This window comes from Streptomyces gamaensis (assembly GCF_042656465.1).
GTDB classification, from domain to species: Bacteria; Actinomycetota; Actinomycetes; order Streptomycetales; family Streptomycetaceae; genus Streptomyces; species Streptomyces gamaensis.
Window position 1 is genome coordinate 125874 of sequence record NZ_JBHSPB010000013.1, and the last position, 15161, is coordinate 141034.

13 protein-coding genes are annotated in these 15161 nt (G+C 72.4%); 8 read left to right on the top strand and 5 right to left on the bottom strand.

All coding sequences use genetic code 11. The features are described from left to right. The first annotated feature begins 72 nt into the window (after positions 1 to 72). From ACFP1Z_RS21640 to ACFP1Z_RS21665, 6 genes are all read left to right on the top strand, one after another. Positions 73 to 627 carry a cysteine dioxygenase family protein gene (locus tag ACFP1Z_RS21640; protein WP_390318472.1) on the top strand — a complete coding sequence of 185 codons (555 nt, stop codon included), beginning with the start codon at positions 73 to 75 and terminating at the stop codon, positions 625 to 627. Positions 628 to 667: 40 nt separating this feature from the next. Next, the gene (locus tag ACFP1Z_RS21645) at positions 668 to 1717 is read left to right on the top strand and encodes a YeiH family protein (RefSeq protein WP_390318474.1); all 1050 of its coding nucleotides are present in this window, start codon (positions 668 to 670) and stop codon (positions 1715 to 1717) included. 105 nt (positions 1718 to 1822) lie between these two features. Further along, positions 1823 to 3295: an MFS transporter gene (locus ACFP1Z_RS21650; protein WP_390318475.1), complete on the top strand. Its 1473-nt coding sequence runs from the start codon at positions 1823 to 1825 to the stop codon at positions 3293 to 3295. 337 nt (positions 3296 to 3632) lie between these two features. Continuing rightward, positions 3633 to 5429 carry a DEAD/DEAH box helicase gene (locus ACFP1Z_RS21655; RefSeq protein ID WP_390318476.1) on the top strand — a complete coding sequence of 599 codons (1797 nt, stop codon included), beginning with the start codon at positions 3633 to 3635 and terminating at the stop codon, positions 5427 to 5429. Between the two features lie 338 nt (positions 5430 to 5767). Then, positions 5768 to 6412 carry an IclR family transcriptional regulator gene (locus ACFP1Z_RS21660; protein WP_390318477.1) on the top strand — a complete coding sequence of 215 codons (645 nt, stop codon included), beginning with the start codon at positions 5768 to 5770 and terminating at the stop codon, positions 6410 to 6412. A 341-nt stretch (positions 6413 to 6753) separates the two neighbouring features. Then, positions 6754 to 7569: a S16 family serine protease gene (locus ACFP1Z_RS21665; RefSeq protein WP_390318478.1), complete on the top strand. Its 816-nt coding sequence runs from the start codon at positions 6754 to 6756 to the stop codon at positions 7567 to 7569. A gap of 69 nt (positions 7570 to 7638) precedes the next feature. Here the strand turns inward: ACFP1Z_RS21665 and ACFP1Z_RS21670 are convergent, their stop codons facing one another. The 5 genes from ACFP1Z_RS21670 to ACFP1Z_RS21690 all read right to left on the bottom strand — a co-directional run bounded on the left by ACFP1Z_RS21670 (position 7639) and on the right by ACFP1Z_RS21690 (position 12301). Next, positions 7639 to 8655, bottom strand: coding sequence for a glycine betaine ABC transporter substrate-binding protein (locus ACFP1Z_RS21670; RefSeq protein ID WP_390318480.1), 1017 nt, complete (start codon positions 8653 to 8655; stop codon positions 7639 to 7641). Between the two features lie 2 nt (positions 8656 to 8657). Continuing rightward, the gene (locus tag ACFP1Z_RS21675) at positions 8658 to 9545 is read right to left on the bottom strand and encodes an ABC transporter permease (RefSeq protein WP_390318581.1); all 888 of its coding nucleotides are present in this window, start codon (positions 9543 to 9545) and stop codon (positions 8658 to 8660) included. Between the two features lie 232 nt (positions 9546 to 9777). Then, complete coding sequence (locus ACFP1Z_RS21680; RefSeq protein ID WP_390318482.1) at positions 9778 to 11061, bottom strand: ABC transporter ATP-binding protein; 1284 nt, start codon at positions 11059 to 11061, stop codon at positions 9778 to 9780. Then, a complete protein-coding gene (locus tag ACFP1Z_RS21685) occupies positions 11054 to 11701 on the bottom strand; it encodes an ABC transporter permease (RefSeq protein WP_390318484.1) in 648 nt (215 codons plus the stop codon). Before ACFP1Z_RS21685 ends, ACFP1Z_RS21680 begins: the two co-directional genes overlap by 8 nt. A gap of 33 nt (positions 11702 to 11734) precedes the next feature. Continuing rightward, entirely contained in the window at positions 11735 to 12301 is a 567-nt protein-coding gene (locus tag ACFP1Z_RS21690; RefSeq protein ID WP_390318486.1) for an Lrp/AsnC family transcriptional regulator, read from the bottom strand. Positions 12302 to 12422: 121 nt separating this feature from the next. Here ACFP1Z_RS21690 and hppD point away from each other — a divergent pair, with 121 nt between their 5' ends. Together hppD and ACFP1Z_RS21700 are read left to right on the top strand one after the other, a co-directional pair. Then, positions 12423 to 13568, top strand: a complete 1146-nt coding sequence (gene hppD, locus ACFP1Z_RS21695; RefSeq protein WP_390318488.1) for a 4-hydroxyphenylpyruvate dioxygenase — start codon at positions 12423 to 12425, stop codon at positions 13566 to 13568. 164 nt (positions 13569 to 13732) lie between these two features. Next, positions 13733 to 15112 (top strand): FAD-binding oxidoreductase, encoded by a 1380-nt coding sequence (locus ACFP1Z_RS21700; RefSeq protein WP_390318490.1) that lies wholly within the window; start codon positions 13733 to 13735, stop codon positions 15110 to 15112. Positions 15113 to 15161 lie beyond the last annotated feature (49 nt).

A 15161-nucleotide genomic window follows, 5' to 3' on the forward strand; every position in this document is an offset into this window, starting at 1 on the left:
TAAGCCCGGCTTCGTAAGCCGCCAACAGACTCTCGTTGGACGTGATGGTTCGGCCGCCCCGACGCTGCCCGTATGACCACACCCACCGCACCCCCGACGACCGCACGAATCGGCCAACTCGTCGCCGATGTCCGGGAGGTGGTCGACCGCGGCCTGCCACCCGACACGACGGCGTACCTCGTCGGCGAACGGCTCTCGCCGCACCTCGGCGCGGACGACCTGCTCACCGACGGGCAGCGCGAGGGCGACCCCGAGCGCTACCGGCAGCACATCCTGCACGCGGAGCACGACGGCAGCTTCTCCATCGTCGCGCTCGTGTGGCTGCCGGGGCAGCAGACGTCCATCCACGACCACGTGTCCTGGTGTGTCACGGGAGTGCACCAGGGTATCGAGAGCGAGCGCCGCTACCGGCTCGTGCCCGACGGCGCCACGGCGCGGCTCGTCGCGACCGAGGACGTGGTGAACCACCAGGGAGACGTGTGCGGCTTCGCACCGCCCGGTGACATCCACCGCGTGCGCAACTCCTGTACGGACATGGCGATCTCGATCCACATCTACGGTGCCGACATCTCCCGCCTGGGCAGCAGCGTGCGGCGCGTGTACGAGCTGCCGGTGGCGGAGCGGTGACGGCCGTACGTTCCCTACGTCCCGTACGGGGAGTACGTACGTGGCGCTGATCAGTTCCCGTACGGGCCGTACGGCACCCATACCCAACAAGGCGCGCAGACCCGGCAAACTCCCCGGGCTCGCCATGGCCGCTGCCGGTGTCGCCGTCTCCTGGGGCGTGCACTGGCTCGTTCCCGCCGTCCCCATGCTCACCGCCGCCGTCGTGCTCGGCATCGCGGTGGCGCACGTACCGGGCGTACGGGCGCGGGTGCGCGGTGTCGGGCGGCCCGGGCTGACCCTCGCCGGCAAGCGGCTCATGCGCGTCGGCATCGTGCTGCTCGGGCTGAAACTGAGCCTGGACGACGTGCTCGGGCTCGGCTGGGCGACCGTCGTGATGGTGCTCGCCGTCGTCGCCGCGACGTTCTTCGGGACGCTGTGGCTGGGGCGGCGGCTCGGGCTGCGCGGCGACCAGCCGCTGCTGATCGCCACCGGCTACTCGATCTGCGGGGCCTCCGCGATCGGCGCGGTCAGCGAGGTGTCCGGCAGTGACGAGGAGGACGTGGCGACGTCCGTCGCGCTCGTCACCCTCTGCGGCACGCTCGCCATCGCCGTACTGCCCCTGCTGCACCACCCGTTGGGACTGAGCGACGCGCAGTTCGGGCGCTGGGTGGGCGCGGGCGTGCACGACGTGGGCCAGGTCGTGGCCACCGCGCAGACCGCCGGGCCGGCCGCGCTCGGCGAGGCCGTCCTCGTCAAGCTCATGCGGGTCGCGCTGCTCGCGCCGCTGGTCGCCGCCGTGGCGGTGTCCCTGCGCAGGCGGCGTACGGCCCCCGTCACCGCTTCCGGCAAGCGGCCCGCGCTCGTACCCCTCTTCGTGCTCGGCTTCCTCGCGATGGTCGGCGTGCGCACGACCGGATGGGTGCCGGGCGGGGTCCTCGACGGTGCGCAGCACGCGCAGGAGCTGCTGCTGGCCGCGGCACTGTTCGGGCTCGGGAGCGCGGTGCATCTGCCGTCGCTGGTACGGACGGGCGGGCGGGTCGCGCTGCTCGGGCTGTGCTCGTGGGTGGTGATCGCGGGGGTGTCGTACGGGGGAGTGCTGCTGACCGTGTGAGGGGGCGCATATGTTTCGGGCCGTTGGGACTAGGCCCGATGCATGAGCGCGTTCCAGCCGTCCGGCACAGGACAAGGAAGGGTCCCCTTACCTACGCTGGCGGGCATGACAGCAACCGATTCGAGAGCCACCGGCTCGCCACGCAACTCCCCACCCGCCGCTGCCGAGTTCGGCGACGCACCCGGCTCCGCCGGCAGCGGCATATTCGACCGCCGCTACCGTGCGCTGACCTTCGGCATCATCTCCGTCGTCTCCCTCGTCGCCTTCGAGGCGAGCGCCGTCAACACGGCCATGCCGGTCGCGGCCCGCGCGCTCGACGGGATCGGGCTGTACGCCTTCGCGTTCTCCGCGTACTTCACCGCGAGCCTGTTCTCCATGACGCTCTCCGGCGAGTGGAGCGACCGCTCCGGGCCGCTCGCGCCCCTGTTCACCGGCATCGCCGCCTTCGGCACGGGGCTCGTGCTCGCCGGACTGTCGCAGCAGATGTGGATGTTCGTGGCCGCGCGCGGCGTACAGGGGCTCGGCGGCGGGCTCATCATCGTCGCCATGTACGTCGTCGTGGGGCGCGCCTACCCCGGGCGGCTGCGGCCCAAGGTCATGGCCTCCTTCTCGGCGGCCTGGGTCGTGCCCGTGCTCGTCGGCCCGGTGGTCGCGGGCACGGTCGCGGAGAAGCTGAACTGGCGCTGGGTGTTCCTGGCGATCCCGGTCATCGTCCTCCTGCCGCTCGCCGTGATGCTCCCGGCCCTGCGCAGGCTCCCGTCCGGCGACCGCGCGGGGGCGGCCGCACTGGACCGCAAACGGATCCTGCTCGCACTCGCCGTCGCCGCCGGGGCCGGGCTGCTCCAGTACGCCGGGCAGGACCGGGACTGGCTCGCCCTCGTCCCCGCCGCGCTCGGACTCGCGCTGCTGGCCCCGTCGATCGTACGGCTGCTGCCCCGCGGCACGTTCCGCGTCGCGCGCGGGCTGCCCGCCGTGGTCCTGCTGCGCGGGGTCGCCGCCGGGGCGTTCCTCGGCGCCGAGACCTTCATCCCGCTCATGCTCGTCTCCGAGCGCGGACTGTCCGCGACGACGGCCGGGCTCTCCCTCACCGGCGGCGGACTGACCTGGGCACTCGGCTCGTACACCCAGAGCCGGAGCCGCCTGGAACCGTACCGGCAGCGGCTGATGACCGTCGGCATGCTCTGCATCACCCTCGCCATCGCGCTCGTGACGACCGCGCTCGCCGACGGCGTCCCCGCGTGGATCGTCGCCGTCTCCTGGATCGTCGGCGGCTACGGCATGGGCCTGACGATCTCCAGCACCGGCGTCCTGATGCTGGAACTCTCCGCCCCCGGCGAGGAGGGCGCCAACTCGGCCGCCCTCCAGATCTCCGACGCCCTCGGCAACATCGCGCTCGTGGGCGCGAGCGGAGTCCTCTTCGGCGCCTTCGGCGGCGCGACGGCCCCTGAGGCCGGGGGAGGCGACGCGGGCGGGGCGGCGCCGGCGGGGGCGTTCGTGGCGGTGTTCGCGGCGATGGCGGCCGTGGCCCTGGTGGGGGCCTGGGTAACGACACGGCTACGGCCTCGGACGGCGGGCTGAGGAGTCCGGTCCGGGATGCCCCTGGCGGGGCGGTACCAACATGGACCCGCAGCCGCCCGACGGCGGGAGGGGCCGGGGCGGGGAGGGCCCGAGAAGGGGCGTGACGTGTGAATTGCGGCGGCATTCTGGGTGCCGTCACGATCCAGGGCACGCCGCCGTAATTCATACAGCCCCTTCGGGCCCGGACCGCCCCGGCCCCGACCCACCCCGCACCGGGTGCGCACCCCGCACCGGGTGCGCACCCCGCACCGGGTGCGCACCCCGCACCGCGTGCGCACCCCGCACCCCCCGGTACGCTTGCGCGGTTGCCGATCCCCGAGCGCCCCTGACGGAGACCGTGACTACCACCGCCGCCACAACCAGCCACCACCTTTCGCCCGCTTTCCCCGGCCGGGCCCCCTGGGGTACCGCGAACAAGCTGCGCGCCTGGCAGGAGGGCGCGATGGGCAAGTACATCCAGACCCAGCCGCGCGACTTCCTCGCCGTCGCGACGCCGGGCGCCGGCAAGACCACCTTCGCGCTGACGCTCGCCTCGTGGCTGCTGCACCACCACGTCGTGCAGCAGGTGACGGTCGTCGCGCCGACCGAGCATCTGAAGAAGCAGTGGGCGGAGGCCGCGGCCCGGATCGGCATCAAGCTGGACCCGGAGTACAGCGCGGGCCCGCTGGGCCGTGAGTACCACGGGGTGGCCGTGACGTACGCGGGCGTGGGCGTCCGGCCCATGCTGCACCGCAACCGCTGCGAGCAGCGCAAGACGCTCGTCATCCTCGACGAGATCCACCACGCCGGCGACTCGAAGTCCTGGGGCGAGGCCTGCCTGGAGGCGTTCGAGCCGGCGACGCGGCGGCTCGCGCTGACGGGTACGCCGTTCCGCTCGGACACGAACCCGATCCCGTTCGTCACCTACGAGGAGGGCAACGACGGGATCCGCCGCTCCGCCGCCGACTACACCTACGGCTACGGCAACGCGCTGGCCGACGGCGTCGTGCGGCCGGTCATCTTCCTCTCCTACAGCGGCAACATGCGCTGGCGCACCAAGGCCGGCGACGAGCTGGAGGCCCGGCTCGGCGAGCCGATGACCAAGGACGCGGTCTCGCAGGCGTGGCGGACCGCGCTGGACCCGCGCGGCGACTGGATGCCGAACGTGCTGCGGGCGGCGGACCAGCGGCTGAGCGAGATCCGCAAGTCCATTCCGGACGCGGGCGCCCTCGTCATCGCCTCCGACCAGGAGTCGGCCCGCGCCTACGCCAAGCTCATCCGGGAGATCACGGGGGAGGGCGCCACGCTCGTGCTCTCGGACGACTCGGGGGCCTCGCAGCGCATCGACGACTTCTCCCAGGACGGCTCGCGGTGGATGGTCGCCGTGCGCATGGTGTCCGAGGGTGTGGACGTGCCCAGGCTCGCGGTCGGGGTCTACGCGACGACGATCTCCACGCCGCTGTTCTTCGCGCAGGCCGTCGGCCGCTTCGTGCGCTCGCGGCGGCGCGGTGAGACGGCCTCGGTGTTCGTCCCCACGATCCCCACGCTGCTGACCTTCGCCAACGAGATGGAGGTCGAACGCGACCACGTCCTGGACCGGCCGAAGAAGGACGGCGAGGAGGAGGACCCGTACGCCGAGTCCGAGAAGGAGATGGACGAGGCGAACCGGCAGCAGGACGAGGACACCGGCACCGACGACCAACTCTCCTTCGAGGCACTGGAGTCGGACGCCGTCTTCGACCGGGTCCTCTACGACGGCGCCGAGTTCGGCATGCAGGCGCACGCGGGCAGCGACGAGGAACAGGACTACCTGGGCATCCCCGGCCTGCTGGAGCCCGACCAGGTGCAGCTGCTGCTGCAGAAGCGGCAGGCACGGCAGATCGCGCACAGCCGCAAGAAACCCGACACGGAGGCCGACCTCCTCGAACTGCCCGCCGAGCGGCGGCCGGTGGTCACGCACAAGGAACTGCTGGAGCTGCGCAAGCAGCTCAACACCCTGGTCGGCGCCTACGTCCACCAGAGCGGCAAACCGCACGGCGTGGTCCACACCGAACTGCGCCGCGTCTGCGGCGGCCCGCCGAGCGCGGAGGCCACGGCGGGCCAGCTCAACGAACGGATCAAGAAGATCCGGGAGTGGGCGACGCGCATGCGGTGACGCTGCGCTGTGCGGGTGCCCGTGCCGGGCGGGGCGGCGGCAGTACGGGCCGGGGGCGCCGGCGGGCACGCCCCGGCGTGTCCGACTCGTGGGAAGCGTGTGCCGATTACCGGAAAACGGCCGCGTGTTGCCCGGATTGTGGGCAGACTCTTTCGCTGAGCGGATCGGCGGCGCTACCGTGCCGGTCACGCACACGCCCCGTGGCAGCGCCGCCGCGGAGCGCAGCCGGTGCCCAAGCGACAAGTGGCCGGCGGCCTCTCCTCGCGCGCTGCCGGACGGGAACGGCAGCGCAACCCCACCGCGAGCGGAGGTACGCCTTTCATCGGAGGAGGGGCGTCGTGACGACGGAGACCTCGCAGACGCTCGACCGGGGACTGCGTGTCCTCAAACTGCTCGCCGACACCGATCACGGGCTGACCGTCACCGAGCTGTCCACCCGGCTCGGGGTCAACCGGACGGTGGTCTACCGACTGCTCGCCACCCTGGAACAGCACGCGCTCGTGCGGCGTGACCTCGGCGGCCGGGCCCGGGTGGGACTGGGGGTGCTGCGGCTCGGCCGCCAGGTGCACCCCCTGGTCCGGGAAGCGGCCCTGCCCGCCCTGCGGTCCCTGGCCGAGGACATCGGGGCCACCGCGCACCTCACGCTCGTCGACGGCACCGAGGCGCTGGCGGTCGCCGTCGTCGAGCCGACCTGGACCGACTACCACGTGGCCTACCGGGCCGGCTTCCGCCACCCCCTGGACCGGGGCGCCGCCGGCCGCGCCATCCTCGCCGCCCGCAACGGCGAACTGTCCTCCGGCCCCGGCTACGCGCTCACCCACGGCGAACTGGAGGCCGGCGCGAGCGGGGCGGCCGCCCCGCTGCTGGGTGTGCTCGGGATAGAGGGCAGCGTCGGGGTCGTCATGCTCTCGGACTCCGTCCCCGAGCGCGTCGGCAAGCGCGTCGTCGAGGCGGCGAAGGAGGTGGCGGAGGCGCTGCGCTAGCCGTGGCCCTGCGGGCGGCGGCGGTACGGGCGCGTGCCCGTACCGAACGCTGTCCGGGCCGAGCCCGGCGCGGGCACGGGCCGGGCCCGGGACTGTGGTGCGGGTCGCGGTACGGGTGCCGCCTCGGCGTGGTTCGGGTCTGCGGGTACGGCCCTGGCCCCGGCCCCGGCTGTGGTGCGGGTCGTGCGGGTCGCGGTACGGGTCCCGCCTCGGCGGCGGCTCCGGCCGCACCGGCGCGGGAGCGGCTCCGCGTGGTTCGCGCCTGCGGGTACGCGTGCGGTCGTGCGGAGCACAGAGGTGCGGGTCCTCGCAAGGGGCCTGAGTGAATTAGCCTCGCTGGCATGCCTGCTCCGACGCGCACCCTGTTCCGCTCCGCCCGCGCCCGTACCCTCGCGATCTGTGCCGCGCCCGTCGTCGCCCTGCTCGCGGTGGCGGCGCTCGCCCCGCTGCCGTTCACGATCGCGCAGCCCGGGGGGACCGTGAACGTGCTCGGGGCCGACTCCGGGAAGCAGGTGATCTCCCTCAAGGGCGTGCCCGGCCGGACCACGGACGGGCAGCTGCGGATGACCACGATCGTGGTCACGGGACCGCAGGTCGACGTCCGGCTCCGCGACGTCGTCAGCGCCTGGTTCCGTACGGACCGCGCCGTCATGCCGCGTTCCGCCGTCTACCCGGCCGGCTCCGCCAAGGAGAACGAGCAGCACAACGCCGAGGAGATGAAGAAGTCGCAGACCGCCGCCGAGCAGGCCGCCCTGAACTATCTGCACCGGTCCCCGGACCAGGTGAAGGTCGACCTGAACCTCGCGGACGTGGGCGGCCCGAGCGCCGGGCTGCTGTTCACCCTCGGCATCATCGACAAGATCGACGGCGACGGGCGCGGCGGCGATCTCACCGGCGGGAAGACGATCGCGGGCACGGGCACGATCGCGCCCAACGGCGACGTCGGCGAGGTCGGCGGCGTCCCGCTGAAGACGCAGGCCGCCAAGCGGGACGGGGCCTCGGTCTTCCTGCTCCCGCGCAAGGAGTGCGCGGCCGCGAAGCAGGACTCCCCGAAGGGGCTGCGCCTGGTCCCGGTCGACAAGCTGAACGACGCGGTCGACGCGCTCAAGGCCCTCGCGGCGGGCCAGGACGACAAGGTGCCGAGCTGCGCGGCCTGACGGGACCGGGGCGCCCCGGTACCCGGAACCGTTTCCGGGCTCCGTACGCCCGCCGCAGGCGCCCCCGCGTCACCCCTTCGTGATGAAGCCCTCCTCGACCAGCCACCGCTTCGCCACATCGCGCGGGTCCCGCCCCCTGACGTCGACCTCCGCGTTCAGCTCGCGTGCCACGTCGTTCGTCAGTTTCGCCGTGATCGGGTCCAGCACGTCCTTGATCGCCGGATACTTCGCGATCGCCTTGCTGTTGATCTCCGGGGCCGCGTTGTAGTTGGGGAAGAAGCGCTTGTCGTCGTCCATGACGACAAGGTCCATGGCCTTGATGCGGCCGTCAGTGGTGAACACCTCCCCGTACGTGCAGGAGTTGCCGCCCGAGACCTGGGTGTAGATGATCCCGCCGTCCATCTTCTGCACCCGCTTCGCGGGCACGTTCATGCCGTACGCGCGCGCCATCCCCGACAGCCCGTCGTCGCGGGCCGCGAACTCGCTCTCCACGCACAGGGTCACCGCCTGCGGCCGGGTCCGTGAGAGCCGGGCGACGTCGGAGAGCGTACGGGTGCGGTATCTGCGCTCGTTGGCCTGGTTCAGCGCCAGCGCGTACGTGTTGTTGAGGGAGGCGGGCGCGAGCCAGGTCACGCCGTTGGCCCGGTCGGCCTCGGCGACGGCCCGCCACTGCGCGGCGGGGTCGGGCAGTGGTTTGTCGTGGCCCATGTAGGTGATCCACGCGGTGCCCGTGTACTCGTACATGGCGTCCGCGCTGCCGGAGGTGATCGCGGCGCGGGCTCCGATCGAGCCCTGGATGTCGGTACGGTCCAGTACTTCGGCGCCGGCCGCTTTGAAGGCGAGTCCCATGATCTGGCCGAGGACGATGTTCTCGCTGAAGTTCTTGGAGGTGACGGTCAGTTGGGCCCCCTTCAGGGGCAGGCCCTGCCCGATCGAGCCGGGGCCCACGTCGTCGGCGAGCGGCGAGCCGCTGGTCAGCCCGCAGCCGGCGAGGGAGGCGAGGAGTACGGTCGCGAGGGTGGCGGCGAGGGCCGTACGGCGCCAGGGCGCCCGTACGGGGCGTCGCGTCCGTGTCGTCCCACGCACCCTCACGCGCCTCCCTCCAAGCCCCGTGGCCGCAGCAGCAGTTCGGCCAGTGAGGCGAGCCAGTCCACCAGCAGTGCCAGCGCCACGGTGAGTACCGAGCCCAGGACGAGGACCGGCATCCGCTGGTTGGTGATCCCGGAGGCGATCAGGTCGCCGAGGCCGCCGCCCCCGCCGAAGTAGGCGAGCGTGGCCGTGCCCACGTTCAGGACGAGCGCGGTGCGCACCCCGGCGAGGATCAGCGGTACGGCCAGGGGGAGTTCGACGCGGCCGAGCACGCCGAGCGCGGACATGCCGATGCCGCGCGCGGCCTCCACGAGGGTGGGGTCGATGGCCCGCAGTCCGGCCATCGTGTTGGAGAGCACCGGCAGGATCGCGTAGACGACGATGCCGATGAGCGCGGCCTTCGCGCCGATGCCCAGCCAGATCACGAGCAGGGCGAGCAGGCCGATCGCCGGGGTGGCCTGGCCGGTGTTGGCGACCGCCATGACCAGGGGGGCGGCGCGGCGCACCCGGCGGCGGGTGAGCAGGATGCCGAGCGGCAGCGCGATGAGGAGCACGAGGACGGTGGAGACGACGGTGAGGACGATGTGCTGGCGAAGCCGCAGCCACACGTTGCCGCCGGCGAGTGTGTTGCGGGCGATGGAGTCCAGGTGGGCGCCGCGGAACCACAGCCAGGTCGTGAGCAGGACGACGGCGAGGACGGCGGGCAGTACGGTCAGCCGCTGCCAGCCGATGCGGCGGGCGGGGGGTGCGGCGGGGAGCTGTTCCTCGGCGGTGAGGAGGTCGCGGAAGGCGATGCCGCGTACTTCGTGCTCGCCGACGGGCCGTTCGCCGGGCGCGGGCGGATGCGGCGGCCCGACGATCCCGGGCGACTCGGGCGGCTCTCCCATGCCGCCGGGCCCGCTGACGCCGCCGATGCCGCCGAAACCGGGTTCGCCCGTACGGCCCGCGCCGGGCTCCTCGGGCCCGGGGGAACTCCCCGGGCGGCCGGGGCCGGTCACGGCCGGGCCCCCCGGTGTGCGACGGCCTTGTGACGCCTGCGGGGTGTCCCGCTCCCGCCGTCCGCCCGGGCCGCCGCGCCCGCGTCCGTACGGCACCGGCCGCCCGCGCACCCCGGCCCGGTCACGACCCGCCCTCCGGGCCGCCCGGTTTGCCCTCCTGGGCTCTGCGGGTCTGTTCGGCGCGCTGTTCCTCCAGGCGATGCTGGTGTTCCACGGCCTCCAGACGGTCCGCTTCCAGCAGTTCGTGGACGGACTTCATGAGCGTCTCCATGTCGACGACGCCCTCGTAGGCGCCGCGCCGCCCGGTCACCGGGACCCGGCCCGCGTTGTCCGTCAGGACGGCCTCCAGCGCGTCGCGCAGTGTCGCGTCACGGGTGACCGTGTCGTGCACGAGCGTGCCCGCGCGCGCCAACGAGCCCTTGGCGCGCATGAGATCGCCGCGCCGCAGCCACTTGTAGGGGCGGCGGTGCCGGTCCAGCAGCAGGACCTCGTTGCTCGTGCCGGAGCGCAGCGCCTCGAAGATGGACTGCAGCGGGTCGTCGACGGTGGCGGTGGGCACGTCCACGACCTCGACGTCCCGTACGCGCGTGAGGTTGAGCCGTTTGAGGGCCGCGCCCGCGCCGACGAAACCGGAGACGAAGTCGTCGACGGGGTTGGTGAGGATCGCTTCGGGGGTGTCGAACTGGGCGATGTGCGAGCGCTCGCGCAGCACCGCGATACGGTCGCCCAGCTTGATGGCCTCGTCGAAGTCGTGGGTGACGAAGACGATCGTCTTGTGCAGCTCGTGCTGCAGCCGGATCAGCTCGTCCTGGAGGTGGTCCCGGGTGATCGGGTCGACCGCCCCGAACGGCTCGTCCATCAGCAGCACCGGCGGATCGGCGGCCAGCGCGCGGGCCACGCCCACGCGCTGCTGCTGGCCTCCGGAGAGCTGGCGCGGATAACGGCCGTGGAACTCGGCCGGGTCCAGGCCCACCAGGTCCAGCATCTCCTCGACGCGGGCCGAGGTGCGGGCCTTGGACCAGCCCGCCATGCGGGGGACGAGCGCGATGTTCTGCGCGACGGTCATGTGCGGGAACAGCCCCGAGGACTGGATCGCGTAGCCGATCTTGCGGCGGAGCCGGACCGGGTCGATGGAGGTGACGTCCTCGCCGCCTATGCGGATCCGCCCGGACGTCGGCTCGATCAGCCGGTTGATCATCTTCATCGTGGTGGTCTTGCCGCAGCCGGACGGCCCCACGAACACCACGATCTCCCCGGCCCGGATCTCCATGGTGACGCTGTCGACGGCGGGCGCGGCGCTGCCGGGAAAGCGCTTGGTGAGCCTGTCCAGCTCGATGGTGGCGCCGGAGGCGCGCGGCCGCCCGGCACCGGCGGCCGGACCGCCGGTGGGGAAGGGATCAGGCACGGATCCCCCTCGGAATCGTCAGCCGCCCCAGCAGCACGTACGCGGCGTCGAAGAGCAGCGCGAGCAGGACGATGCCGAGGGTGCCGGCGAGGACCTGGTTGAGGGCGTTGGCGCTGCCCAGCGAGGAGATGCCCCGGAAGATCTCATTGCCCAGGCCGGGCCCCGAGGCATAGGCGGCGATCGCGGCGATGCCCATGAGCATCTGCGTGGCGACCCGGATACCGGTGAGTATCGGCGGCCAGGCCAGCGGCAGTTCGACGCGGAAGAGGCGGGCGGCGCGCGACATGCCGATGCCCCGCGCGGCGTCCAGCAGCGTGGGGTCCACGCCGCGCAGTCCCACCACCGCGTTGCGGACGACCGGCAGCAGCCCGTACAGCACCAGCGCGGTCACGGTCGGCGCCACCCCCAGGCCGGTGACCGGGATGAGCAGGCCGATCAGGGCCAGGGACGGGACGGTCAGCAGGGTCGCCGCCACGGTCACCGCGAGATCGCCGGCCCACGCGCTGCGGTAGGTGGCCACCCCGATCACGACCCCGAGGGCGGTGGCGACGAGCATGCACTGGAAGACGGCGCTGGCGTGCTGGTAGGTGTCCGCCAGCAGTTGCGCATGGCGGCTGGCGAGATAACCGAAGAAGCTCACGAGGTCGCACCCTCCTTGGGTCGCCCACCGGGTTCACTCGCGGTCCTGCGTCTCGCTTTTCCCCGCGTGCCGTCCGGTCAGTCCCGTTCCGCTCCGCCCGCCGTCCGTCCCCGAGCCGCACGCCGCGCCGGGGCCGTCGGCCGATGCCTGTTTGACCAGCGGGATGATCCGCAGCGGCACCGCGTTCTCCATCACGATCGCCGTGGACGCCCGCACGATGCCATCAAAACCCACAACCCGGTCGATCACACGCTGGAGGTCGGCGTTCGAGCGTGCGACCAGGCGGCACAGCATGTCGCCGTGCCCGGTGATCGTGTGCAGCTCCAGCACCTCGGGGACGGTCGCCAGGTGCGCCCGGACGTCCTGGCCCTGCCCCTGCTTGATCTCCAGCGTCGCGAAAGCGGTCACCGGATAGCCCAGCGCCGCCGGGTCCACGTCCGGCCCGAAGCCCCGGATCACCCCCTGCGCCCGCAGCCGGTCCAGCCGCGCCTGCACCGTCCCGCGCGCCACCCCGAGCCGCCGGGACGCCTCCAGCACCCCCACCCGCGGCTCCTGCGCCAGCAGCTCGATCAGCCTGCCGTCCAAACGATCGATCGCCATGGCCACCCCCCGATGGTCACCCTGTACACAACGGCCGGGAACTCCCGCGTACCACTGAACAACTTGCCCAGTAAATACGCGAACTATTGCGCACCTTGTGGATCGGAGGGAACCTGCGGCCATGACGCAGACCACGGATCACACCCCGCACACCGCACGGCAGGCCGATCCCTTCCCGGTCAAGGGCATGGACGCGGTGGTCTTCGCCGTCGGCAACGCCAAGCAGGCAGCGCACTACTACTCGACCGCCTTCGGCATGAAGCGCGTCGCCTACCGCGGACCGGAGAACGGCTGCCGGGAGACGGCGAGTTACGTGCTGGAGTCCGGCGGCGCCCGGTTCGTCCTCACCACCGTGATCAAGGCGACCACCGAGCACGGCCGCTTCCTCGCCGACCACGTCGCCCGGCACGGCGACGGCTGCGTGGACCTCGCCATCGAGGTGCCCGACGCCAGAGCCGCCTACGCCTACGCCGTCGCGCACGGCGCCACCGGTCTGGAGGAACCGCACGAGGTCAAGGACGAGCACGGCACGGCCGTGCTCGCCGCCATCGCCACCTACGGGGAGACCCGGCACACGCTCGTCGAGCGCGGCGACTACGACGGCCCCTACCTGCCCGGCTACGTCGCCGCCGACCCCATCGTCGAGCCCCCGGCCCAGCGGAACTTCCAGGCCATCGACCACTGCGTCGGCAACGTCGAACTCGGCAGAATGAACGAGTGGGTGGCCTTCTACAACAACGTCATGGGCTTCACCAACATGAAGGAGTTCGTCGGCGACGACATCGCCACCGAATACTCCGCGCTCATGTCGAAAGTCGTCGCCGACGGCACCCGCAAGGTGAAGTTCCCCCTCAACGAACCGGCCGTCGCCAAGCGGAAGTCGCAGATCGACGAGTACCTGGAGTTCTACGGCGGCGCCGGCATGCAGCACATCGCGCTCGCCACCAACGACATCGTCGCGAGCGTACGCGCCATGCGGGCGGCCGGGGTCGAGTTCCTCGACACCCCCGACACCTACTACGACACCCTCGGCCAGTGGGTCGGCGAGACCCGGGTGCCCCTTGACACCCTGCGCGAACTGAAGATCCTCGCCGACCGCGACGAGGACGGCTATCTGCTGCAGATCTTCACCAAGCCGGTGCAGGACCGGCCGACGGTCTTCTTCGAACTCATCGAGCGGCACGGCTCGATGGGCTTCGGGAAGGGGAACTTCAAGGCGCTCTTCGAGGCCATTGAGAGGGAGCAGGAGAGGCGGGGCAACCTCTGAGGTTCGGGAATTCCAGCCCGTCCGGCGATTGAGGACCGGGGTCTGGGGCGGAGCCCCAGTTTCGGGAAGGGGCGGGGAGGGGAAGGCCCGCCGCAGGCGTCCCCTCCACGCCGGACCGCCACCTGATCTTCCCCGGCGGAGCCACCACGTGTCAGGGTGAGTTCATGGATCTCGTCGCACACCTGCGCACCGCGCTCCCCCTGGAAGCGATCCTGACCGACCCCGCGGTCACCGCCTCGTACGCCAACGACATGGCAAGCTTCTGCGAGGCCGGTGCCCCCGCCGCCGTCGTGCTGCCGCGCACCGTCGAGCAGGTGCAGCACGTCATGCGGACCGCCACCGCCCTGCGCGTGCCCGTCGTCCCGCAGGGCGCCCGTACGGGGCTGTCCGGCGGCGCCAACGCCGTCGACGGCTGCGTCGTGCTCTCGCTCGTCAAGATGGACCGCGTCCTGGAGATCGACCCCGTCGAGCGGATCGCCGTCGTCGAACCCGGCGTCGTCAACGCCGACCTCTCCCGCGCCGTCGCCGAGCAGGGCCTGTACTACCCGCCGGATCCCTCCAGTTGGGAGCAGTGCACCATCGGCGGCAACATCGGCACCGCCTCCGGCGGGCTGTGCTGTGTGAAGTACGGGGTGACCGCCGAGTACGTCCTCGGCCTCGACGTCGTCCTCGCCGACGGGCGGCTGCTGCGCTGCGGCCGGCGCACCGCCAAGGGGGTCGCCGGCTACGACCTGACCCGGCTGTTCGTCGGCTCCGAGGGCAGCCTCGGCATCGTCGTACGGGCGGTCCTCGCGCTCAAGCCCGCGCCGCCGCAACAGCTCGCGCTGGCCGCCGAGTTCCCCTCGGTGGCCGCCGCCTGCGAGGCCGTCTGCGAGATCATGGCGCGCGGCCACGCCCCCGCGCTCCTCGAACTCATGGACAGCACCTCCGTGCGGGCCGTCAACTCCATGGCGAACATGGGGCTGCCCGAGTCCACCGCCGCCCTCCTCCTCGTCGCCTTCGACACCCCCGAACCGGCCCGCGACCTCGCCGCCGTCGGCGAGCTCGCCCGCGCCGCCGGCGCCACCGAGGTCGTCCCCGCCGACACCCCGGCCGAGTCCGAACTCCTGCTGCGGGCCCGCCGGATGACCCTGCCCGCCCTCGAACGGCTCCGGCCCGCCACGATGATCGACGACGTGTGCGTCCCGCGCGGGAAGCTCGCCGCGATGATGGAGGGCACCGCCGCGATCGCCGACAAGCACGGGCTCGTCATCGGCGTCTGTGCCCACGCCGGTGACGGCAACACCCACCCCGTCGTCTGCTTCGACCCCGCCGACGAGGACGAGGCGCGGCGCGCCCGCGAGTCCTTCGACGAGATCATGGCCCTCGGCCTCGAACTGGGCGGCACGATCACCGGGGAGCACGGCGTGGGGGTGCTCAAGAAGCAGTGGCTGGAACGGGAGTTGGGGCCGGTCGGCACGGAGATCCAGCAGGCGGTCAAGGCGGTCTTCGATCCCCTCGGACTGCTGAATCCGGGGAAGGTGCTGGACACGCGGGGCGCTTGAGGGGCCCGGCGCGTGGGGGTGCGCTCCCCGCGCGGGAGCGTGCGGGACC